The sequence below is a fragment of the uncultured Litoreibacter sp. genome (assembly GCF_947501785.1).
Lineage (GTDB): Bacteria > Pseudomonadota > Alphaproteobacteria > Rhodobacterales > Rhodobacteraceae > Litoreibacter.
The window spans coordinates 2,596,459-2,619,171 of the sequence record NZ_CANMXB010000001.1 but is presented as its reverse complement, the minus strand read 5'-3'; the positions used below and the strand labels follow the sequence as shown (position 1 = coordinate 2,619,171).

Here is a 22,713-nt window from a genome sequence, read left to right as displayed (position 1 = left end):
GATGCAGAACCAAACCGCCTCTCTCGCCAACCAGATGAAGCACCGCGACCGCGAAATGGTGCCTCGGTTTCTGGTTATCGCCATGTTTTCGCTAATGGCCGCCTCCGTCGCTTTAGTGGGATATGCGCGCCTGACTGATATGGAATTGACCGGCGTCGCGCCTGACAGCCCGGTGATCAACGAACGCCTCATTACGCTGGCCGGCGCAAGGTCTGAAGGCTTTGCCGTTTTGACCGAGGACGGCACCCAAATCGCGCATTCGAAAGAGGCCAAGAATGGTTTCATTGACGTTATCGCCGTCTCTATCGGGCGCGAACGTCTTGTAAATGGTATCACTACGAATGAACCCCTGCGGCTGGTCCGCCGGGAAAATGGCCATGTGGCCGTTATCGACCCCGCCACCGACTGGAAGATCGAGCTTGTCGGTTATGGCGTGGATAATGTTGCGGCTTTCGCCAGGCTGATCGACTGAATTTTATAAGGGACAAAGCAAATGGGATTTCTGACACGAACGAAAGAAACGGCTCCTTGTACGGTGACAATCTCTCACCGGTTCGAGGAGCTTTCCGCACATGTCAAATTTACCAATGGGGCGGTTGTGAACCCCGGTGACTCTGTGCTGGTACATGGGGCGGAGATTATGGCCCCCTATGGCGAGCTGGTCGAAGAAGACCGCACCGCCACCATCACCCGCGCGTCTTGGGTTGAACGGCAGTGGACCCGCTGGACCGGTGATTTCGAATTTATGGAGCTTTGCGAGTTTTCGTTTAGCGAGGAGGTGCTGTCATGAACAAGCCAACCCACTCCGCTTTTGCAAACACCGCCGAAGAAGCCATTGCCGCGCAAGACGCGCTTGATGGCCCCGAGATGACATCGGAGATGGCCACCGAAGTAGCCATGCAGAACACACTTCTGACGCCGCGCTTCTACACCACCGATTTTGATGAGATGGACGCAATTGACGTCTCCCCCGTTCGCGAAGAATGGGACGCGCTGATTGGCCGGATGAAGTCCGACCCTAACAAGGGTCACTTCAAGAAGAACGACGAATGGGACGCCAATTGGGAAGGCATGGACCCGGCGTTGAAAGCCGAGTTTATCGACTTCCTGATCTCTTCCTGCACCGCCGAGTTTTCCGGCTGTGTTCTCTACAAAGAAATGAAGCGCCGTGGCTCAAACACCGACATCACGACGTTATTCCAGCTCATGGCACGCGATGAGGCCCGCCATGCGGGGTTTATCAATGACACCCTTCGTGAAGCGGGCATTCGGGTCAATCTGGGCTTCCTGACGCAGCAGAAGAAGTACACCTACTTCCGTCCGAAATTCATCTACTACGCGACCTACCTGTCGGAAAAGATCGGCTACGCGCGCTACATCACGATCTTCCGCCACCTCGAACAACACCCCGACAAGCGCTTCCACCCGATTTTTCAGTGGTTCCGCGAATGGTGCAACGACGAGTTTTCACACGGTGAGGCCTTCGCGTTGTTGATGAAAACCGACCCCACGCTTACGACAAGCCGCGTCAACAAAATGTGGATCAAGTTCTTCCTCACAGCGGTCTATTCCACAATGTGGGTGCGCGATCACCAGCGCCCGCTGTTTCACGAAGCGCTTGGCGTGGATGTGACGTGGTACGGGCAAGAGGTCTACCGCAAGACGTCAGAAATCTCGAAACAGGTGTTCCCGTTTACGTTGGACATTGACCACCCACGCTGGCGGCCAAATCTGGACAGGATGGAGCGTGCTTCCATCCAAGTCGCCAACGGCAAGGAAAAGGGTGGCATCGTCGGAACGGTGTCCCGCATTGTTGGTATGGCCAAAGCGGCGACCGCGTTCATCGCGATCTTCACCATCCCGGTTATTCACAACGACGTTCCTGAATCCTCAGTGATGGAGCCCGCCTACTAATGATGTCCTCCCCTTGGATAGCCGCGATTTTTGCAGTGTTCGCCTGGTGGTTTTTCACCGGGGCGATCCTGCTGATCGTGCGCAAATCCGACGCGGGGGAGGCCGTCGCCCATGGTCGCGCGGTGTTCTTGTCGATCCCGCTCGCAGCTCTTGGCTTCGCCGGACTGATCGTGTCTTCGGCGGCGCTGACGTTGCAAAACGTCTACATTTCCTTCTTGTCGGTCCTGCTGATCTGGGGCTGGATTGAGCTGGCGTTCCTATCAGGCATCATTACCGGCCCCGAACGCCGCGAATGCCCGCCGGGCCTTGTGGGTAAAGACCGTTTCATCCGCGCCTGGAACACGGTCGCCCATCACGAATTGCTGCTTTTCGGTGCGCTCCTCGCTGTCATCACCATCACCACCGGCGCCGAAAATACCTTTGGCCTATGGGCCTATGTCATCCTCTTTGTCGCGCGCATCTCCGCCAAGCTGAACCTCTATTTCGGAGTTCCGCGCATCAACACCGAATTTGTGCCGCAGCCGCTGCAGCACATCAAATCCTACTTCCGTCAGCGCCAAATCACTGCGGCTTTCCCTATCGGGGTGACCTTCCTGTCCATCACTGCCGCCTGCTTCGCCGAACGTCTCTTTTCCAGTGCCGGCCCGTCCATTGCGGGCTTCGCGCTTCTCACCGCCTTGGCGACACTCGCCACGATCGAACACTGGCTGATGGTCATCCCATTGCCCGACGCAAAACTATGGCGCTGGATGCTTCCCGCCGCCAGCACGACCGAAGGAAAATCCAATGAACTTTGACGCGCTTTTCAACGCCCAGCTCGACGCCCTTAAGGAAGAGGGCAATTACCGCTACTTCGCGGAACTGGAGCGAAAATGCGGTAAGTTCCCTTTGTGTTCAAACCACGTCGATGGGGAGCAGCGCGACGTCACTGTATGGTGCTCTAACGATTACCTTGGTATGGGGCAGAACCAAATGGTGATCGACGCCATGTGCGAGGCGGTCAAGCGCACCGGTACCGGCGCAGGAGGCACCCGGAACATCTCCGGCACGAACCACGATCACTTGTTGCTGGAGGCGGAACTGGCCGATCTGCATAACAAGGAAGCGGCGCTGCTGTTCACCTCCGGCTACGTGTCCAACTGGGCGGCATTGTCCACACTAGGCAGCCGATTGGAAAATTGCGTAATCCTTTCTGACGCTGGCAACCACGCGTCAATGATCGAAGGCATCCGCCACTCCCGCGCCGACAAGGTGCTGTGGAAGCACAACGACGTCGAGGACCTGGAGGCCAAGCTGCAAGCCCTTCCCGCCAACGTTCCAAAGATCGTGGCATTCGAGTCTGTCTATTCCATGGATGGAGACATCGCCCCCATCCTCGAAATCGTTGAGGTCGCAGAGAAATTCGGCGCCATGACCTATCTGGACGAGGTTCACGGCGTCGGGCTCTATGGCCCGCGTGGCGGCGGCGTGGCTGAACAAGAAGGCCTGATGGACCGCATCACACTGATCGAGGGCACGCTCGGCAAAGCCTTTGGCGTCGTCGGTGGTTACATCACCGGCTCGGCGGCATTGTGCGATTTCATCCGCAGCTTTGCCTCTGGCTTCATCTTCACTACCGCGCTGCCACCCGCCGTGGCGGCGGCGGCGAAAACCTCCATCGCGCATCTCAAGCAATCCGATACGGAACGTATGAAGCAGCGGGAGCAGGTCAAGAAACTCCGCGACGGGCTCGACCGCGCGGGCATCCCGCATATGATGAATGACAGCCACATCGTGCCGGTGATGATCAAGGATCCGGTCAAAACCAAGATGTTGGCCGACTACCTGATGGATGAATGGGGCATCTATGTGCAGCCGATCAATTATCCCACAGTGCCCAAAGGCACCGAGCGTCTGCGCTTCACGCCGTCTCCGCTGCATTCGGACGAAGACATCGCCCACCTGCTGAGGGCACTTACAACTCTGTGGAAACAATGCGCAATCGCGCATGCGGTCGCCTGACGCGCCAAACTCTCGAGGAGAGTTTGGATCCAATTCCTCCTCGAGGAATTGGCGCCCCTTACTGACGCCAGTCGAAGAAGGCAGGGCCCGCCTGGGACAACAGTTTTTCAGCCATAGCCCGACCCGCCGCCGCGCCGTCTTCAATGGCGCAGGTCACGTCATCGCCTATCGCTTCTGACCCGTCAGGCCGCAGGACCTCCCCGCGCAGACGCATGGTGTTGCCGTCCAACTCGGACAGCCCCGCAATCGGCGTTTCGCAGGACCCGTCCAGTTTCGCCAGGAAGCTGCGCTCCGCTGCCAGTCGCTGCCCCGTCGGCCCGTCATGAATAGCCGCCAGCATGTCTGCAGCCCGCATATCATCCGCGCGCCGTTCAATCCCTATCGCGCCTTGCGCGACGGCCGGCAGCATATCCTCCACCTCAATCGCGGACTTCGGGACCTCATCCATCTTCAGCCGGATCAGCCCCGCCATCGCCAGGAACGTCGCTTCCGCCACGCCGTCATCCAGTTTCTTCAGCCGGGTCTGCAAATTGCCACGAAACTCCACCACTTCCAGATCCGGACGCCGCAGTTTCAACTGCGCTTTGCGGCGCAAGGATGAGGTGCCAACCACCGTTCCAGCGGCCAAATCGGCCAAGCCGGATGCGCGTGGCGAGATGAACGCATCCCGCACGTCTTCGCGCGGCAGATAGGTGTCCAGCAGCAGCCCATCAGGCTGCGCCGTCGGCATGTCCTTCATCGAATGCACCGCAATGTCGATCTTGCCGGACAACATGTCATCCTCGATCTCGCGGGTAAAAAGCCCCTTGCCGCCGATCTCTTTCAGCGGCCGGTCGATGATCTTGTCGCCAGTTGTCTTAATCACCACAATTGCGAACGCCTCAAGCGGCAGATCAAAGGCCTTTGAAAGCCTTTCGCGCGTCTCATAGGCCTGCGCCAAGGCGAGCGGCGACCCGCGGGTGCCGATGTTTAAAGGCTTGGCGGGGCTGGGTAATTCATAGCTCATGACCACAGTGTTAAAGGTGTAAACTCTGCCTGACAACTCTTGTATCCTGTGCCCTGAAAAAGCATGATGCGGCGAAGAAGTCAGCAGGAAGCACGCCGCTATGAGCAAAGACAAAACCATCCTTCGGGCTCTCGCTGGCGAGACCCTTCCGACCCCTCCGATCTGGATGATGCGACAAGCCGGCCGCTACCTGCCAGAATACCGTGCCACGCGCGCCGAGGCCGGGGACTTCCTGTCGCTCTGCTACAATTCCGAACTGGCCGCCGAGGTCACGTTGCAACCCATCCGCCGCTATGGGTTTGACGCGGCGATCCTCTTCGCGGACATCTTGCTGGTCCCCCAAGCGCTGGGCGCGGACCTGTGGTTCGTCACCGGCGAGGGCCCGCGCCTGTCCACCATCACTACCGCTGATGAGCTGGCCAAACTGAAGCCCGCCGACGACATCCACGAACACCTGTCGCCGGTCTATGAGACCGTCAACATCCTGTCCAAAGAGCTACCAGAGGAGACCACCTTGATCGGTTTCGCAGGCGCGCCCTGGACCGTCGCCACATACATGATCGCGGGCCAAGGCACGCCGGATCAGGGACCCGCCCACGCGCTGAAGGCTGACAACCGTGCGGTGTTTGACGGGCTGATGGAGCGCATCACCGAGGCCACCATTTCTTACATGTCCGCCCAAATCGAGGCCGGGGCCGAGGTGGTCAAAATCTTCGACAGCTGGGCCGGATCGCTTCAAGGCGACGACTTCGCACAATACTCCATCAAGCCGATGCAGCGGATCACACAGGCTTTGAAAGAGAAACACCCCGGCATTCCTGTGATTGCCTTCCCGCGCGGCGCCGGAGAAAAATACATAGGCGCACATGCTGCCATAGGCGCGGACTGCATTGCGGTCGATGATGGCGTCGAGGCTGACTGGGTTGCGGCCAATGTGCAAACCGGCGGCTGCGTTCAGGGCAACCTGAAGTCGACCCACATGGTGACCGGCGGCGATACTCTGGTGTCGGAAACAAAGCGGATTGTGGATGCGCTTAAAGGCGGTCCTCACATCTTCAACCTCGGCCACGGCATCACCCCTGATGCGGACCCGGAGAACGTACAGTTGATGATCGACACGGTGCGTGGCGGCTGATTTCACTAAGGTTGTACCGGCGCACTAACCGAATGAAATTGAAAGCATGAGCAGCGTTGGGCCACTTAGAGCTCAAAACCGCCGGATACGCCGCAGAGCTAGACAATCCGTTGCTCCAATTCCGTTGGGTCATCTACATCCACCTGTCAATATGCGACTTAATATTGCGGCATCTTCCCCAACACGCGCTCGCAATCTCATTGGTTTGCTCATCGCCGAATTGCCCACCCGGTTGCTTCAATTGCGTTTTCCGGCGTTAAATTTTGGTTTTTGCCTATCTGTTTGTTGTCAGCGCTCAACGTGGAACGTCCGTCATTCCTTGGATGCGTGTCTGCATGTCCATAGCGATAGCATCGAGCATCCGGACCCCTGATACAGCGGCGCAATACCAACTCAGCCGCTGTGCTGCCTTACGTTTGGCATTATGCTGGAATATGTAAGGTATTGATTTTGTAATTTTAATTACTTCACCGCTGGATGGGCGTCATCGATTGCGCCTTTACTGCGACATAGCCAAATCGGTCTTTGCAGAGGTGGACGAGATGTCCAATTTTTTGACCACACCTGCGGACGGCATGTGGTGCAGGGCAGCGGGGTGAGCATGATCGGCAACCTAATGGTCGCGTTGCGCGACGCGTACGGGGCCACCCTATGACGCCCAAATCTGAGACAAGCGCAGATGCGAAGGCGCGGCGGGGATGCGTTTGGGTCCGGCGCATTTGGGGTGCTCTGACACCTTGAAGTATTGGACCTGCCCGGGCGCGTTTCTACAATGGTGCGAAACCTGCAACATTGGACACTGCGGGCATGCCGCACTGCACAAAAAACTGCATTTTTTCCTTGCTTATCAACGGTGCTGCCCCGATTCTGGTTAATGGGAACGGAATCAGTTTTTAGAATATTATTTTTTGGGGTTCGTTATGCTTGGTGATCTTCTGGTACGTGCTGGAACTGGACTGACCTTTGGCGCTCTTCGCCGGACCGCGGCTCTTGTGGCTGTGGCGTCCTTTAGCGCAGGTGTGCCCCAAGCGCTCATCGCGCAAACAATTACCTGGAATGGCTCAGATCCGGCCAATGTTGGGGCTGACCCGATTTCTGGCACTTGGGATTTCACCAGCGATGTTTGGTTGAATGTCGTTGTTGCCGAAACATACGCGGATGGTGACGACGTCATCTTCCCAACAAATATCGATGGTACGGACCCGACAGTAACGATCACCGTCGGTACCGCTATTGTTCCAGGCAGCATCGATGTGCAGAGCAACGGTTATACCTTCACCGGCGCTAGCATTGGCGGAGCAGGTGGCACGGTTTCGTTTTCGGTAGCGACTGGTGTTCAGACGACTCTGTCCAATGAATTGATAGGAGGTTTTGCGTTTACCGGCGACGGCGCAGTGATCCTATCGGGGAACTCCGCCGCTTTGGAAGGGTTCACCATCACCGGCCCGACCGTCACCATTTCCAACGGCGCGGCGTTGACCACCACCTCGGCCACGCAGGTCGGGGGCGGCGGCACGCTGAACCTGGACGGGTCGCTGAGCGGCGGGTTGACCAATGCGGGCACTTTGGTGATGAGCTCCACCGGGTCGCTGACCGGCACGCTGAGCAACTCTTTGACTGCGAGCATCGCGGGGTCGGTGACCGGCGCGATCAACAACACCGCCGGCACCCTGACCGTGACCGACGACGTGTCCGTCTCAGGGCTGATCACCAATGACGCCACCCTGACCGTCAACGGCGGGGCCACGTTGACCGCGCAATCCGGCGTCACCCAGAACGGCACGTTGGATGTTCTGCTGGGCGGCGCGTTGAACACCGTAGGGACGTCTTTGGCCAACAACGGCACCATGACCGTCTCGGGCCTAGTGATCACCCCGACCCTGACCAACAACGCCACCCGCACGCTGACGGTGACCGGGGCCATAACCGGCGCTGTCGTCAATGAGGGCATGGCCGACCTTGAGGGTACGATCAACGGCAACCTGACCAACCAGCTGGGCGGCGACGTGGACGTGACCGGCAACCTTACAGGCGTCAGCGCTTTGACCAACCAGAGCGGCGCCAATCTGACAGTGGAGACAGGCACGCTGTCGGCGTTCAGCGTCACCAATCAGAGCAGCGGCGTGCTCACGATCAATACCGGGACCTTCCTGTTCTCGACCTCGCTGGTGCAGAACCTTGTCACGGCGGTGATGAACGTGAACGGCACGCTGACCGGGTCGCTCAACAACGTGGGCACGTTGACCATGGCCACGACCGGGCAGATTCAGGGCGACCTGACCAACTCGGGCGACGCGGATATTGCGGGGACGATCACCGGGACTATCACCAACTCGTCAACGCTGGATGTGGTGGGCAACGCCACCGTGAACGGGCTGATCACCAACAATGTGGGCGGCACGGTGGACGTCAACGCCGGCAATACGTTGACGGCGCTGAGCGGGATCACCAACAACGATGATCTGGATGTGAACGGCACGCTGGCGGGTGCGGTAACGAACAACGCCGGAGCTAATCTGGATGTGGCGGCCCTCGGGCAGATCACCGGCAACCTGACCAATGCCGGGGTTGCCACGATTGCGGGCAATGTGACCGGGACGATTGGCAACACTAATTCGCTGACGTTTGACGGGACTTCGACCGTGACCGGGCTGATCACCAATGACGGTACGATGGAAGTGGCTGCGGGGAACACGCTGACAGCCAATGGTGGTGTTACGAATAACGACGATCTGGATGTGAACGGCACGCTGGCGGGTGCGGTGACGAACTCTGCCACCGGCAATCTGGACGTGGCTGCCCTCGGGCAAATCACCGGCAACGTGACCAATGCCGGGATTGCGACGATTGCGGGCAATGTGACCGGGACGATTGGCAACACCAACTCGCTGACGTTTGACGGGACTTCAACCGTGACCGGGCTGATCACCAATGGCAGCACAATGGAGGTCGCAAGTGGCAACACGCTGACAGCCAATGGCGGTGTTACGAATAACGACGATCTGGATGTGAACGGCACGCTGATTGGTACGGTGACGAACTCTGCCACCGGCAATCTGGACGTGGCGGCCTTGGCGCAGATCACCGGCAACGTGACCAATGCCGGGATTGCCACGATTGCGGGCAATGTGACCGGGACGATTGGCAACACCAACGCGCTGACGTTTGACGGGACATCGACCGTCACCGGGCTGATCACCAATGACGGCACGATGGTGGTCGCAAGTGGCAATGCGCTGACGGCCAATGGCGGTGTGACGAATAACAACGATCTGGACGTGAACGGCACACTGACCGGCAACGTCACAAACACCGACACGCTGGATATTGCCGCGACCGGTAGTGTTGCGGGGAATGTCACCAGCGGTGATCCGGCGGCGAACACGACGGTGACGCTGGCCGAGGGCGGCTCGATCACCGGCACGCTGACCAATGGGTCGGCCGGTGCAACAGCGACCGCGACGATCAACGGTCTGGTGCAAGGTGCTGTGACCAACAATGCGGGCGGCAACCTGACCCAAGGTGCGAACAGCGTCTTCCAGAACAACCTGACCAATGCCGGGACCGTGTCCCTTGGCGGCACGGTTCAGGGCAACGCCACCAATACCGGCCAACTGACCGTTGCGTCGGGTGGCCAGATTCAAGGCAACCTGACCAATTCCAACACCGCGACACTTGTCGGAAATATCGGCGGCCAGTTGATCAACAACGCGGGCACCACGACGGTGCAGGGGACCAGCATTGTGACCGGCGCGGTCACGAACGCTGCAGGGGCCACCATCATTTCGAACGGTGGTACGTTCGGGAACAACTTTACCAATGACGGCATATTCACCGCCAACAATGGCGGCACGGTGACCGGCAATCTGGTCAATAACGACGAGCTGAACGGGCAGGGCGGCACGACGCTGAACGTCTCGGGCACCTTCACCAGCAATGGTGACATCAACCGCATTGGCGGCGGCGGCCGGTTTACCATCATGGCGAGCTCGATCATTATTCAAGCCGGATCAAACTTCAACAACGGTTCCGTTCGACTTGTTGGTAGTGCGATCAACTTTGGCGTCATCAATTACATTTCCGACATCACGCTGGACGGCGGGTTGCAGAACGAAAACATCGTCACCTACGAGGCTGTGGTGACCTACGGCGCCGGCAATGATCTGGACAACAATGCCGATATGGATGTGACCGCCACAGGCACCCTTTTGGGGGTCGACCAAATTACCAACTCGGGCACTTTTGACGTTGCCGCAGGTGGTTCCGCGACCGCGAATGCTGTGACCAACGAAAATGGCGGCGTGCTGACAAACCTTGGCACGATGACCACCAACATCACCAACCAGAGCGGCGGTACGGTGACAACCACCGGTACGCTGACCGGCGACCTGATCAACGATCTGGGCGGCAACGCCAATGTGGCGGGCAGCATCACCGGCATTCTGGACAACTCCGGCACCGCTGTTGTTACCGGCAATGCCACTGTCGGCGGCGCGGTGACCAATGACGGCACCCTGACCGTGAACGCAGGCCAGGAGCTGACGGCGGATGCGGGCACCACCAACGAGAGCGGCGGCACGTTGAATGTCAACGGCACCCTCGACAGCAATCTGACCAACGACGCAGGGGGCACGGTTGATGTGGCCGACCTTGGCGTGATTGATGGCAACCTGACGAATAACGGCACCACCACGCTTGCTGGCGACGTGACCGGCACCGTGGGCAACGCGGGCACCCTGACTGTGGATGGGACCAGCACCATCACCGGCCTGCTGACCACCACCGGGACGACCACCGTTGCCTCCGACACGCTGACGCTGAATGGCGGGACTGCCGGGGCGGGCACGCTGACCGTCAATTCCGGCGCGACCGTGGACACCGGCGCTGCCGTGCTGACCAACACCGGCACTCTGAACATCAACGGCACCGCCAACGGCGCGGGCGTGGTGAACGGCGCGGGCAACACGCTGACCGTCACCGGTACCGTGAATGGCGGGGTGACCAACAACGGCACCGCCGACCTGGAGGGCACGATTACCGGCGACCTGACCAACAGTGGCGCGGGTGCGGATGCCGACGTGACCGGCAACCTCAGCGTGGCCAACATCACCAACAGCGCGGGCGCGGCCCTTGATTTCGAAGCGGGCGCCACGACCACCGCCACCCTGACCAACACCGGCGGAGGCACCGTGACAATTGCGGATCCCGCCACCGTCACCTTGAACGCTACCGCGGACAACCAGACAGGATCGACCCTGAATGTCAGCGGCGACCTAATGGCCGCCCTGAACAACGCGGGCACGCTGGGCATGACCAGCACCGGCCTGATCAGCGGCGACGTCACCAACGCAACCGGGGGCACAGCCAACATTGCGGGCACGCTGCAGGGCATCTTCGACAATAACGGCACCGCCGCGGTGATCGACGACGTGTCGGTTGCGGGCGCGATCACCAACTCCGGCGGCATGACCGTCAATTCCGGCCAGCAGCTGACCGCCACCTCGGGCCTGACAAACGAGTCGGGTGGCACTTTGGACGTAAGCGGCACCGTGCTGGGCGACGTGCAGAACGACACTGGCGGCACCGTCGGCGTGGCCTCCGGCGGCGCCATTAATGGCAACCTGACCAATGACGGTCTGGCCAACCTGTCGGGCAACGTCACCGGCACGCTGGACAACAACGCGACCGGCACCGTCAACGTGCAAGGCAACATGACCACCAATGTGCTGACCAACTCTGGCGGCTTGACGGTGGACGCGGGCGACACCCTGACCGTCACCACGACCAACACCAATGACGGTACAATGACCGTGAACGGCACCGTCGCGGGCGCAGATGTGGCCAGCTCGGGCATCGTGACCGTGAACAGCGGCGGCAGCGTAAGCACCAATGTCACCAACAGCGGCACCCTGACCGTTGCGGGCGGCGGCACAGTCACCGGCACCGTCAGCAACGACGGCACCGCCGCGCTTGACGGCACCGTTCAGGGCAACGTCACCAACCAGGCGGGCGGGACATTGACGCAGGCCTCCACCGGCGTGATGCAGAGCGACCTAGACAATGACGGCACCGCCACTGTGGGTGGCTCGGTGCAGGGCAACGCAGATAACTCGGGCAGTTTGACGGTTGCGGCAGGTGGTTCGGTGGCGGGGACGCTGGCGAACTCTGGCACGGCGGGCGTTGCGGGCGCTGTTGGCACCTTGCAAAACCAGGCTGGCGGCACGACCACGCTGAACGCGGGCGGCTCAATTGCGGGCACCACCACCAACGCGGCGACCGGCACGATCAACGCGGCCGGCGGCGGGTTCACTGGCGACGTGACCAACGACGGCACGTTCAACGTCACAGCCGACACCACCATGGGCGCCAACTTCACCAACAACGCCGACCTGAACGGCAACACCGGCGGCACGCTGACCTTGCAGGTGACCGACACGTTCACCAACAACGGCAATGTCGGCAACACACTGGGTGGCACCTTTGTGATCGACGCGACCGACTTTGTGAACGGCGCGGGATCCAACGTGTCCAACGGGGTGACCATCAACGCCAACGTCACCAACAACGGCACGATCGACTTTGACGGCACTGTGGCCGCGAATGGCGACCTGACCAACAACGGCACGGTGACCGTCACCGGCAACACGCCGTTCAATGGCAACGACATCGACAATGATGGCGATTTTGATGTGGGTGGCACAGGCGCGCTGACCGGCGCGGGGGCGATCACCAACTCGTCGACATTTGACGTCGCCGCGGGCGGAGTCGTTTCAGCAACCAGCGTCACCAACGAAGCGCTGGGCACGTTAAACAACGCGGGCACCATTACATCGAATGTGACCAACCAGAATGGCGGCACGCTGGGCAACACCGGCACGATCATGGGCAACCTGACCAACGATGCGGGCGGCACCGCGACGAGCACCGGCACCGTTTCTGGTGACGTGGCAAACGCGGGCACGATGAGTGTCGCGGGCGCTGTGGGCGGAGACCTTGGCACCGGAGCGGGCGGCACCACCACCGTGACGGGCAATGTCACGGCGGGTACGGCCACCAATAGCGGCCAGCTAACGATCAATGCGGGCACGCTGACGACGACCGGTAGCCTGACCAATCAAAGTGGAGGTACCGTCACGGCGGCGGCGGCCATCAGTGGCGATGTGACCAACCAGAACGGTGGTACGCTGACGAGCTCTGGCGGGATCAGCGGCACGGTTCTGAACGAGGGCGCGGCGTCCTTGGAGGGCACCACCGGTGCCCTCACCAACGCGGCGACCGGGACCCTGACCACCACGGGCGACCTGACAACGAACGGCTTCAACAATGCAGGAACCGCGACAGTCGCGGCGGCGACAACGTTTGATGGCGGCGGCACGGTTGGTAATACCGGCACGATGGACATCAACGGCGCGGTTGCTAATGACGTCAATAGCTCTGGCACGATGACTTTGGCCGGTTCGATTGGCGGCGGGTTGACCAACTCCGGCACCGCAACTGTGGATGGGACCAGCACTGTGACAGGCCTGCTATCGAGCACGGCGGGCACCTTGACCGTAGATGCGGGGCAGACTCTGACCGCCACCACTGGCATTAACAACTCCGGCACCAGTGTGCTGGACGTGAACGGCAATCTGGTGGGCGATCTGGACAACTCGTCCCAGGCTGATCTGGCGGGGACCATGGTTGGTGACCTGACCAATACTGGCAGCGGCGTTGTGGCAATCGCGGGCCAGCTGACCGGCAACCTGACCAACTTCAACAGCGCAAGCGCTGCGGACGTGACGGGCAATGTAACCAACGCCGGCGACGTGACCGTCACCGGCTCAATCGGCGGCAGCCTGAGTTCCAGCGGAACGGCAACCGTTAATGATGTGGCTTTGGATGTGACCAGCAACGGCACGCTGACCCTGAACGGCAGTGTTGGCGGCAACCTGAGCAACACCGGCATCGGGTCTGTCAGCGGAGACGTAGCTGGCGATGCAACCAATGCGGGCGGGCCTGACCTGAGCGCGGCCCCGGGTGGCGGCACCTCATCGGCCCCGACCACGGATGTGCTTGATATTGCGGGCAATGTGGGCGGCAACGTCACCAATGATGGCACTATGACTGTGGGCGGCACAATCGGCGGCAATGCGGTCAACAACTTCAGCCTGAATGTAGGTGGAGATATCACTGGCAACGTGACCAATACAGGGTCGCTGACGCTGGGTGGCAATGTGGGCGGTGACTTGACCTCCACAGGTGGCGGTGCGCTGAACATTGCGGGCGACTTCATGGTTGGCGGTACGTTCAGCTTCGACAGCGCCCTGACGATTGGGGCGGGCAACGTTTACACCGTGGGGCAGTTGTCCAACACGGGCGGCAACTTGATGCTGGACGGCACCATAATCGGCAACACCACCAACGCGGGCACGTTGACCTTTGGCGCGACGGCGGCGATGAACGGCAACCTGAACAACAGCGGCACCACCAATCTGATTGACGGCTCGGTGGTGAATGGATCGCTGACCAATTCCGGGACGATCAGCCTGGCTGGCAACGGCACACCGGGTGATACCGCAACGATCACCGGCGCCGTGACCGGGGCGGGCGGTACGTTTGAGTTGGACATCGACCTCAGCGACAGCGTCGGGTCGAGCGACGCCCATGCCGACACGATCGTGTTCCAAGGCGCAGCCACCGGCGACTTCGTGATTGATCTGAACGTCACCACCGGCCTGACCTTCGGCGACCAGGAAAACGACATCGTCCTGATTGACGTCAATGAAGGGCTTGGCGCGGCCAATAACTTCACCTTCACGCTGGCAGGTGACCTGCCCACATCGGAGCGCTTCGTCTATCTGCTGCAACGCGCAGGTGCGACGGGCACCGGCGATCTGGTTGTCACCGACGCGCTGAACCCGGCCTTGGGTGCGCTTGCTGGCAATGTTGGCCTGACCCAGTCCCTGATCGGATCGGTTGTGAACCGACCAACCAGCCCATTTGTTGTGGGTCTTGGCGTGGATGACGGCAACCCTTGCGGGGTTGGCGGTTGGGCGCGGGCTCTTGGCGGTCAGGCGACTGCCTCCGGGTCGACCACCAGCGGTGCGCTGACCACCGACAGTGAGATTGAGTCCACCTATTACGGTGTGCAATTCGGCGGCGACTTTGCCTGTTTCCAAGGTCATTTCAGCGGCTGGGATTTGGCATTTGGTGGGATCGCGGGCTTCAACACCGGATCAAATGACCAACCGGTGTTCGCAGTTGACCCTGCAACCGGCCTGTCGACCAACCGCCGGCTCAGCACCACCACCACCGAGTTCGACCAGTATTACGCCGGCGTCTACGTCACCGCCGCGCGCGGACCACTGGCGCTGGACCTGCAGATCCGCCAGGAGGAAACGGACTTCACTGCGACCAACACCGCCGTTGGCGGCGGCACCGGACTTGGGCTGGATGGGGCGGAGTTCTCCAGCTCGGCAACCACCATTTCGGGCGCGGTCAGCTACGCCTTCCAGCTTGAAAACGGCTGGAGCCTGGTGCCTACGGCAGGGTTCGCTTATTCGACCACTGAGACCAGCTCGATCACCTTCAGCGACGGCGCGGTGCTTGATATCAGCGACAGCGACCGCCAGATCGGGTTTGTGGGCGGCACCGTGTCACGCATCATCATTGGCGACGACGGCACTTCGGCGTTGAACTACTTCGCCACCGGCACCTACTACAACGACTTTGCCGACCCGCTGCAGACCACCTTCACCCCGATTGACCCGGCCACCGGGCTGCCCGGCGCCCCGGTCAACAACGTGTCCGACAACCTGGGCGCTTACGGCGAGCTGAGCTTCGGTGTGAACTACATCAAGATCCTGTCGCCCAAGCAGGGCGGGCGCGCGGCCCGCCAGTTCAGCGCCTCGGCGCGGGCGGATGCGCGGTTCTCCGGCCAGCTGTCGGGGGCCAGCATCACCGCCCAGGCCCGCTGGCAGTTCTAAGCCGTTAAGCACTTGCCTTGACCCGCACGGGTCGGGGCCCCACTATTGGCCGCGCGCCGGGGTTTGGTGCGGGCCGCGAATGATTGGAATGCCATGTCTTTGTTCAGCAAAGTCGCTTGGAAAGAAGGGCTGTTCATGCAGCCCCAACACCTGCAACAGGCCGACCGCCATGTTGAAAAGCTTATCGATGCGCGCACCCGCCTGACACACCCCTACCCATGGGGCCTGGAGGAGCTGGTGATCGACCGCGACATGGCCCAGCAGGGCAAGGTGGGCCTGCGCAAAGTATCGGGTGCTTTCGCGGACGGCACCCCATTTGAGGCGCCGGGCGCGGGGCCCTTACCAGTTGCCGTCGAGGTCCCTGAGGACGCCGCCGGGTTGAGCGTTTGGCTGACCTTGCCAGAACGATCGCAAAATGGGCGCGACGTGGGGCTGGACGACGAAGGTTCGGCCACCACCCGCTACCGGCTGACGACCGAGACCGTAGCCGACAACGCCTCGTCGATGCGCACCGAGCACGCGCTGGAAATCGCGGTGCCGCGGCTAGAACTGGCGGTTCGCGAAACCGCAAAGCCGGGATACCAATGCATCAAGATTGCCCGCATCAACGAGGTGCGCGACGGCGTCATTTCCCTTGATGAGACGGTCCCGCCGCCTGGGCTGGTTCTGGCCGTACACCCGGTGCTGGAGGGCTTCCTGAGCCGCGTTGTCGGCTGGATCGAGGCCAAGCTGGAAAACCTCGCGCGTTACGCGTCCGACCCGTCTGCAGGCGGCGGTATGCAGGCCGCTGACTACCTGATGCTGATGACCTTGAACCGCAATGTCGGCGTCCTGCGCCATCTTGCGTCGATGCACGCCGTGCATCCCGAATTGTTGTACCGCCACCTGATTGCCCTGGCGGGCGAGCTGTCCACATTCAACGACAGCTCTCGCATGGCCCCGCATTACGCGGCCTATGACCATGGCGACCTGAAGGCGACCTTCACGCCCGTGGTGCAAGACATTCAACGCCTACTGTCGCGCGATGTGGGTCGCGCGGTGCGGCTGGACCTGCAGCAGGTCCGCCAGAACAGCTATCTGGCGCAGGTCCAAGACCGCAACCTGTTCCGCGAGGCGACATTTGTGATCGAAGTGCAGGCGGGCAAGCAGCTGACGCAAGTGCAGCAGCAATTCCCGCAGCTCTGCAAGGTCGGACCGTCCACCCGCATGAGCGAAATCGTCAAAAACAACCTGCCTGGCATCGGGCTGGCGCATTTGCCCAACCCGCCGCGCCAGATCCGTGTGGTTGCGACCAATGTCTACTTCCTCGTGGAGAAGAACACGCCGCTTTGGCAGGAATTCTCGAAAGCACCGGCGATTGGCATGCATTTCGCCGGCGACTGGCCCGACTTGAAACTGGACCTGTGGGCCATCCCGGAGAAGCTGTAAATGGCAGGCAAAGACGACGACAAAACGGTGATCGGAGGCGCGCTGCCTCCTGTGAGCACGCCGCCGTCCTCGCCGTCTTCCGGCCCTGCGCCTGGGCCGTCTGATAGCCCTTTCGCCAATGCACCGGGAGGCCAACCCGCGCCAATAGGTCAGCCGCCGGTCAGCGGTGCGGGAGACAAAACCGTCATAGGTGGCGCGCTGCCGCCACAAGGCCAGCATCCGTTTCCGCAGCAAGGCGGGCGCGTCGCCCCAACGGGCGGTCCGCCGTCTGCGCCTTCAACGGGCGACACTTGGCTGGGTGGTGCGCTGCCGCCTTCCAACCCCGCGCCGGTCGGAGGGCAAAGCCCAATCGGGTCGCCAATTGGCAGTCAGCAAGAAGGATTTTTTCCCGAGACGTCGACAAACCAACCGGTGCAACAGCAAGTCCCGACACAGCAAATCCCGCTGCATCAAGCGCTAAAAGGTACGGGGCTTGGCAAAGGCGGGTCCTCGAACCCGCTGGTGGCTGCGGCCGCGAACTTGTTGATCCTGTTTGGCCGATTGCGCACCGGCATGGTGCAGTTGGACGCGGCCCCGTTGATGGACCACGTCACCCGCGAGATGGACGCTTTTGAGCGCAATGCAATTGCCGCCGGCGTTGACCCGCATACGGCGCGTGTGGGCACTTACTGCCTGTGCGGGACGGCGGATGATATCGTGCAGAACCTGCCCGGGGCGGATAAGTCGGTCTGGCTGCAATATTCGATGGTCGCGCGGGTTTTCAACATGCGCGATTCCGGCGTGGGCTTTTTTCAGGAAGTCGAAAAGGCCATGCAGTCCCCGGGGCAGAACTACAACTTGCTGGAACTGATGTTGACCTGTCTGTCGCTCGGGTTTGAAGGCCGGTTCCGCACCGAAGCCAACGGCGCGGTGCAACTGGCCCGCTGGCGCTCTAGCATTTACGAGACGATGCGCCGCGTAGAGGCGCGGCCTGACGAGGATATCTCGATCAACTGGCTGCCGGTTCTGTTGGGCGGTCGCCGCCGGTTTGGAGGCATCCCGGTCTGGGCCATTGCCGGCATTGCGGCGGCAATTGTGGTTGGGTTCTATGCCACGCTGTCAACGCTGGTGAACCGCGACGGCGCTGCTGTGGCGAACACGTTGTATTCGATGCACCCAACCAATTTTAAGGTGGCGTTGGAACGTTCTGCGGGGCCTGCCTTTGTGGCCAAATCCTCGCAGCTGGAACGCATTCAGGCGACCCTTGCCCCCGAGATCGCCGATGGCAGCGTCGCGGTCGGCACGAAGGGCGATTTCATCTATGTGCGTGTGGGCAACTTGCTGCTGTTTGAAAGCGGGGCCGCAACGGTGAAGCCGGAATTTGCCACGCTTGCGGGGCGTATTGCCGAGACGTTGAACGGCGAACAAGGGCCTGTGAAGATTTTGGGATATACAGACGCCATCCAACCCTCCGGGCGCGGGCAATACAAGACGAATTTGGACCTGTCCGTTGCACGCGCCGAAGGCGTGGCGACGGTGATCCGGGACCAGCTTTTCGACAAAGAGCGGGTGACGGTTGAGGGCAAAGGCGCCGCCGACCCGATTGGCGACAACGCCACCCGCGAGGGCCGCGCCGAGAACCGCCGCGTTGAAATACTGGTCGCGCGGGAGGGCACGTTTTGAGAATTCTCGGCATGTTCCGCCTTAGATATTATAGCTGGATGCGCATCCCGCTGATCCTGCTGGGGCTGATCGGCTTCGTGGCCGCAGTCTGGATCGGTTTCCCGATGACAGGCATTGCCGTGATGGCAACAGTTTGGTTGCGGGCCACGGTCATTGGCGTCGTCCTTGGGCTGTTCTTCATCATCTGGCTGGTCAAATTCATCCGCCGCCGCCGTGCTGCCAAGGCGTTGGAAGAGGCCGTGGTGCCAGTTGAGCCCGAAGGCGACGGCAAGGTTCTGGCCGAGCGTATGTCGGAAGCCTTGGCCACCTTGAAGAAGTCCAGCGGCGGCAGCTATTTGTACGATCTGCCGTGGTACGTGATCATCGGGCCTCCGGGCGCGGGTAAGACCACCGCTTTGGCTAACTCGGGGATCGAATTCCCATTGGCGGGTGACGCCATGGCGGGCATGGAAGGCTTCGGCGGCACGCGGTATTGCGATTGGTGGTTCGCGGAAGATGCGATCATGATCGACACCGCGGGGCGCTACACCACGCAGGACAGCGATGCCACGGCAGACAGCGCCAGCTGGGAAAGCTTCCTTGCGCTCTTGAAGAAGTCGCGGCCCAAGCAGCCGATCAACGGAATCATTCTGGCGTTCTCGGTCGAGGACATGATGAAGGATTCGCCTGACGCTTTGGCGCAGCACGCGGAAACCGTGCGCACCCGTCTGGCCGAAGTGCATGAGACGCTTAAGATCGATTTCCCGGTCTATGTGCTGTTCACCAAGGCCGATTTGATTTCCGGGTTCCGGGAGTATTTCTCAAGCTTCAGCCTGAACCGGCGCAAGGGCGTTTGGGGTGTCACCTTCCAGACCAAGGACCGCAAGACCCTGACGCACGAGGCGGTGCCGCAGGAGTTCGACCAGCTTGTCAGCCGCCTGTCGGACGAGGTAATTGACCGGCTGAACGAAGAACCTGATGGGATTGCGCGCATTGCGATCTTTGGCCTGCCCGGCCAGATGGCCCTGATGCGCGACAATGTCAGCGACTTTTTGCGCCGCGTGTTTGAACCGACCCGCTATAAGACCAACGCAATTTTGCGGGGGTTCTATTTCACATCGGGGACCCAAGAGGGCACCCCGATTGACCAGGTGCTTGGCGCGATGTCGCGTATTGGGGAGGGCGTGGGGGCCATCCAGCCGGGCTTCATGTCGGGTAAGGGCAAAAGCTTCTTCATACATGACCTGCTGAGCCGTGTTATTTTTGAGGAACGCGACTGGGTCAGCCATGATCGCAAGGCAGTGCGCCGATCCTCTATCTTGCGCGGCGTGGCCACGACCGTGATCGTGCTGGCCACAGCCGGGTTGCTGGGCGCGTTTGGCTATAGCTACTGGAAGAATGCGGAGCTGGTGCAGGTGGCCGCCGTTGAGGCGGAGAGCTACTCCCTCGACGCGCAGGACGAGATCCGGCGCGAGCTGATTGATGACACCGATCTGGCCGCGGTGCTGCCGTATCTTGCAGACCTGCGGTCCATGCCCGCGGGGTACGGCGACAGTCAGGAAGCAACGCTTCTTGAAGGCATGGGGCTGGGTCAACGCCGCCGTGTCTCGGCTGCGGCTGAGGCGTCATATTCGGATGCTCTGGAGAAGATGCTGCGGCCCCGGTTGATCCTCGCCCTGGAGCGGCAAATGCCGCAGATTTTGCGCGATGGGGAGACCACGGATGTTTACCGCGCATTGAAAGTGTACATGCTCCTTGGCGGACAGGGCGGCAAGACCGACGATGCCGCCGTGCAAAGCTATTTCGATGAGCAATGGCGCGGGGCCTTTACCGGCCGGTCGGGCATCGACACGCGCGAGCAGCTGACCGGCCATCTGGAAGCGATGCTGGAGCTGGACGACACCCGCGAGCTGCTGGTGGATATTGACGCGGCCACTGTGACAGCAGCGCGCCAGGCGATTGTGCAGCTGCCGCTGGTTGATCAGGGATATGCGTTGATCATGGATGCCGCCGATCAAGCCGGTTTGCCCGACTGGGTCCTGACCGAACGGACCGGGCCGAGCGCCAGCCAAGTGTTCACCACCCGCAACGGTGCCAATCTGGAAGAGCTGCGCGTGCCTGCCGTGTTCACCTATGAAGGGTTCTGGGGTTACTTCTTCCCGCAGCTGGAACAGGTTGGCAACAAGCTGCGCGAGGATCAGTGGGTTCTGGGCGAGGATGGCGACCGGGTCGATTTTGATGCGCAGATCGACCGGCTCGACCGGGCACTTATGGAGCGGTATCGCGGCAAATTCCGTGACGCATGGTTCGACATGTTCGGGCAGATTGGGCTTGCCAACATGTCGGCTGACACGCAGCGGTACCAAGCTTTGGGAGCAGCAGCCTCGGCCACGGCGTCACCACTGCTGATGCTGGTCAAGGAGGTCGATACCGAGACCAAGCTGACCCGCGAACTGGAAGGGCTTGAAGGGCTGACCGCAGAAAGTCTGGTATCCGGCGATATCGGAGCGAACGTATCCAGCCAGGCATTGCAGCGCATGAAGTCGCGCACCAGTGGCGTGCAGCGCATCCTCTTTGATGCGATTGCCGGTAGCGGCAAGACCACCGGTCGTGTCTCGCCATCCGGTGGCGAGGAAGACAACAGCCTGACCCGCCCGATTGAGCGGATCGAAGAAGAGTTCGCCATGTGGCATCAGTTGTTGATGGGGGAGGCCGGACAACGACCCATCGACGCGCTGCTGGGCAACCTTGGCAGCATCTGGTCAAACCTGCGCCTGTCGTCATCCAACCCGGAACAGTCGGCGGCGCTGATGCCTCAGCTTTTGAACAACCTGACGCAGAACAATTCGCAGCTGCCGCCGACGCTGGCTTCGTTGGTCAACGACGCGGAGAGCAACTTCCGCAAGGGCGCGACCGACGCCAACATTGAGACGATGAACCGCGCGTTGACCAACCAGATCACCTTCTTCTGCCGCGAAACCATCGCGCCGTCTTTCCCGTTTGCGCAGTCGTCACGCAGCCTTTCGATGGCCAATTTCGGTAAGTTCTTTGGACCGGGCGGCGACATGGACCGGTTCTACACCGAATACCTGAACCAATATGTTGAGCGCACCAATGACGGGCTGGCCTACCGGCCCGACAGCCCGCTGGCTGGAAGGCTGTCCGCCAACACGCTGCGCCAGTTCGAGCGCGCGGAACGCATCCGCCAGGCATTCTTCTCGGGCGGCAGCACAACGCCGCAGGTGGAGATCACGGTGGCGCATCGTGACAACCACTCCTCCATCGAAAGCGTGCTCTTGATCATCAATGACGAAAAGATCCGCTCTGTCCGGGGGCAACTGCCCAAGACGGTGGTTTGGCCGGGCACCGGCACCTCGACCGTGTTGCAGTTTGAGCCGCCGCTGGACCGCGAAAGCACGCTTTACGTGCGCGGGTCGGCCTGGACTTTCATAGAGTTTTTGAACAAAGCCGTGTCTCGCCAGCAGCAAGGTGATACCACCCGCGCGGTGTTTGCCTTGGGTGGCCGGTCGGTGACGTATGATTTCACCATCAACGCGATCACCAACCCATTCACCATGCGCGAATTGCGGGAGTTCGAATGCCCGCAGAGCCTGGATTGA

Annotated in this window: 11 protein-coding genes; 10 read left to right on the top strand and 1 reads right to left on the bottom strand. The window is 61.0% G+C overall.

Annotation, left to right across the window (positions count from 1 at the left end):
• Position 1 precedes the first annotated feature (1 nt).
• Genes puhC through hemA form a run of 5 tightly spaced genes read left to right on the top strand, consistent with a single transcriptional unit; the run spans position 2 to position 3,915 of the window.
• Positions 2-472: a photosynthetic complex assembly protein PuhC gene (gene puhC / locus Q0899_RS13065; RefSeq protein WP_298294637.1), complete on the top strand. Its 471-nt coding sequence runs from the start codon at positions 2-4 to the stop codon at positions 470-472.
• Positions 473-493: 21 nt separating this feature from the next.
• The gene (locus Q0899_RS13060) at positions 494-790 is read left to right on the top strand and encodes a hypothetical protein (RefSeq protein ID WP_298294635.1); all 297 of its coding nucleotides are present in this window, start codon (positions 494-496) and stop codon (positions 788-790) included.
• On the top strand, positions 787-1,914 hold the full coding sequence (gene acsF / locus Q0899_RS13055; protein WP_298294633.1) for a magnesium-protoporphyrin IX monomethyl ester (oxidative) cyclase: 1,128 nt from the start codon (positions 787-789) through the stop codon (positions 1,912-1,914). The genes Q0899_RS13060 and acsF overlap by 4 nt, the downstream gene beginning before the upstream one ends.
• Positions 1,914-2,711, top strand: coding sequence for a putative photosynthetic complex assembly protein PuhE (gene puhE / locus Q0899_RS13050; protein ID WP_366941497.1), 798 nt, complete (start codon positions 1,914-1,916; stop codon positions 2,709-2,711). The genes acsF and puhE overlap by 1 nt, the downstream gene beginning before the upstream one ends.
• The gene (hemA, locus tag Q0899_RS13045; protein ID WP_299193294.1) at positions 2,701-3,915 is read left to right on the top strand and encodes a 5-aminolevulinate synthase; all 1,215 of its coding nucleotides are present in this window, start codon (positions 2,701-2,703) and stop codon (positions 3,913-3,915) included. Before puhE ends, hemA begins: the two co-directional genes overlap by 11 nt.
• 58 nt (positions 3,916-3,973) lie before the next feature.
• Here hemA and hemC read toward each other — a convergent pair whose 3' ends face one another.
• Positions 3,974-4,921, bottom strand: a complete 948-nt coding sequence (gene hemC / locus Q0899_RS13040; protein WP_299193292.1) for a hydroxymethylbilane synthase — start codon at positions 4,919-4,921, stop codon at positions 3,974-3,976.
• A gap of 100 nt (positions 4,922-5,021) precedes the next feature.
• On the opposite strand from hemC, the gene hemE reads away from it, so the two are divergent.
• The 5 genes from hemE to tssM all read left to right on the top strand — a co-directional run bounded on the left by hemE (position 5,022) and on the right by tssM (position 22,713).
• Positions 5,022-6,056, top strand: coding sequence for a uroporphyrinogen decarboxylase (gene hemE / locus Q0899_RS13035; RefSeq protein ID WP_298294627.1), 1,035 nt, complete (start codon positions 5,022-5,024; stop codon positions 6,054-6,056).
• 920 nt (positions 6,057-6,976) lie between these two features.
• The gene (locus Q0899_RS13030) at positions 6,977-16,024 is read left to right on the top strand and encodes a polymer-forming cytoskeletal protein (RefSeq protein WP_299193290.1); all 9,048 of its coding nucleotides are present in this window, start codon (positions 6,977-6,979) and stop codon (positions 16,022-16,024) included.
• Between the two features lie 93 nt (positions 16,025-16,117).
• Complete coding sequence (gene tssK, locus Q0899_RS13025; protein WP_299193288.1) at positions 16,118-17,452, top strand: type VI secretion system baseplate subunit TssK; 1,335 nt, start codon at positions 16,118-16,120, stop codon at positions 17,450-17,452.
• The gene (icmH, locus tag Q0899_RS13020) at positions 17,453-19,114 is read left to right on the top strand and encodes a type IVB secretion system protein IcmH/DotU (protein WP_299193286.1); all 1,662 of its coding nucleotides are present in this window, start codon (positions 17,453-17,455) and stop codon (positions 19,112-19,114) included.
• Positions 19,115-19,125: 11 nt separating this feature from the next.
• Positions 19,126-22,713: a type VI secretion system membrane subunit TssM gene (tssM, locus tag Q0899_RS13015; RefSeq protein ID WP_299193284.1), complete on the top strand. Its 3,588-nt coding sequence runs from the start codon at positions 19,126-19,128 to the stop codon at positions 22,711-22,713.

Excerpts from the sequence above, each read along its gene's own strand:
- icmH (WP_299193286.1), top strand. The coding sequence starts at position 17,453 with ATGGCAGGCAAAGACGACGACAAAACGGTGATCGGAGGCGCGCTGCCT.
- Q0899_RS13030 (WP_299193290.1), top strand. The coding sequence starts at position 6,977 with ATGCTTGGTGATCTTCTGGTACGTGCTGGAACTGGACTGACCTTTGGC.
- hemC (WP_299193292.1), bottom strand. The coding sequence starts at position 4,921 with ATGAGCTATGAATTACCCAGCCCCGCCAAGCCTTTAAACATCGGCACC.
- tssM (WP_299193284.1), top strand. The coding sequence starts at position 19,126 with ATGTTCCGCCTTAGATATTATAGCTGGATGCGCATCCCGCTGATCCTG.
- Q0899_RS13060 (WP_298294635.1), top strand. The coding sequence starts at position 494 with ATGGGATTTCTGACACGAACGAAAGAAACGGCTCCTTGTACGGTGACA.
- puhE (WP_366941497.1), top strand. The coding sequence starts at position 1,914 with ATGATGTCCTCCCCTTGGATAGCCGCGATTTTTGCAGTGTTCGCCTGG.
- acsF (WP_298294633.1), top strand. The coding sequence starts at position 787 with ATGAACAAGCCAACCCACTCCGCTTTTGCAAACACCGCCGAAGAAGCC.
- puhC (WP_298294637.1), top strand. The coding sequence starts at position 2 with ATGCAGAACCAAACCGCCTCTCTCGCCAACCAGATGAAGCACCGCGAC.
- hemA (WP_299193294.1), top strand. The coding sequence starts at position 2,701 with ATGAACTTTGACGCGCTTTTCAACGCCCAGCTCGACGCCCTTAAGGAA.
- tssK (WP_299193288.1), top strand. The coding sequence starts at position 16,118 with ATGTCTTTGTTCAGCAAAGTCGCTTGGAAAGAAGGGCTGTTCATGCAG.
- hemE (WP_298294627.1), top strand. The coding sequence starts at position 5,022 with ATGAGCAAAGACAAAACCATCCTTCGGGCTCTCGCTGGCGAGACCCTT.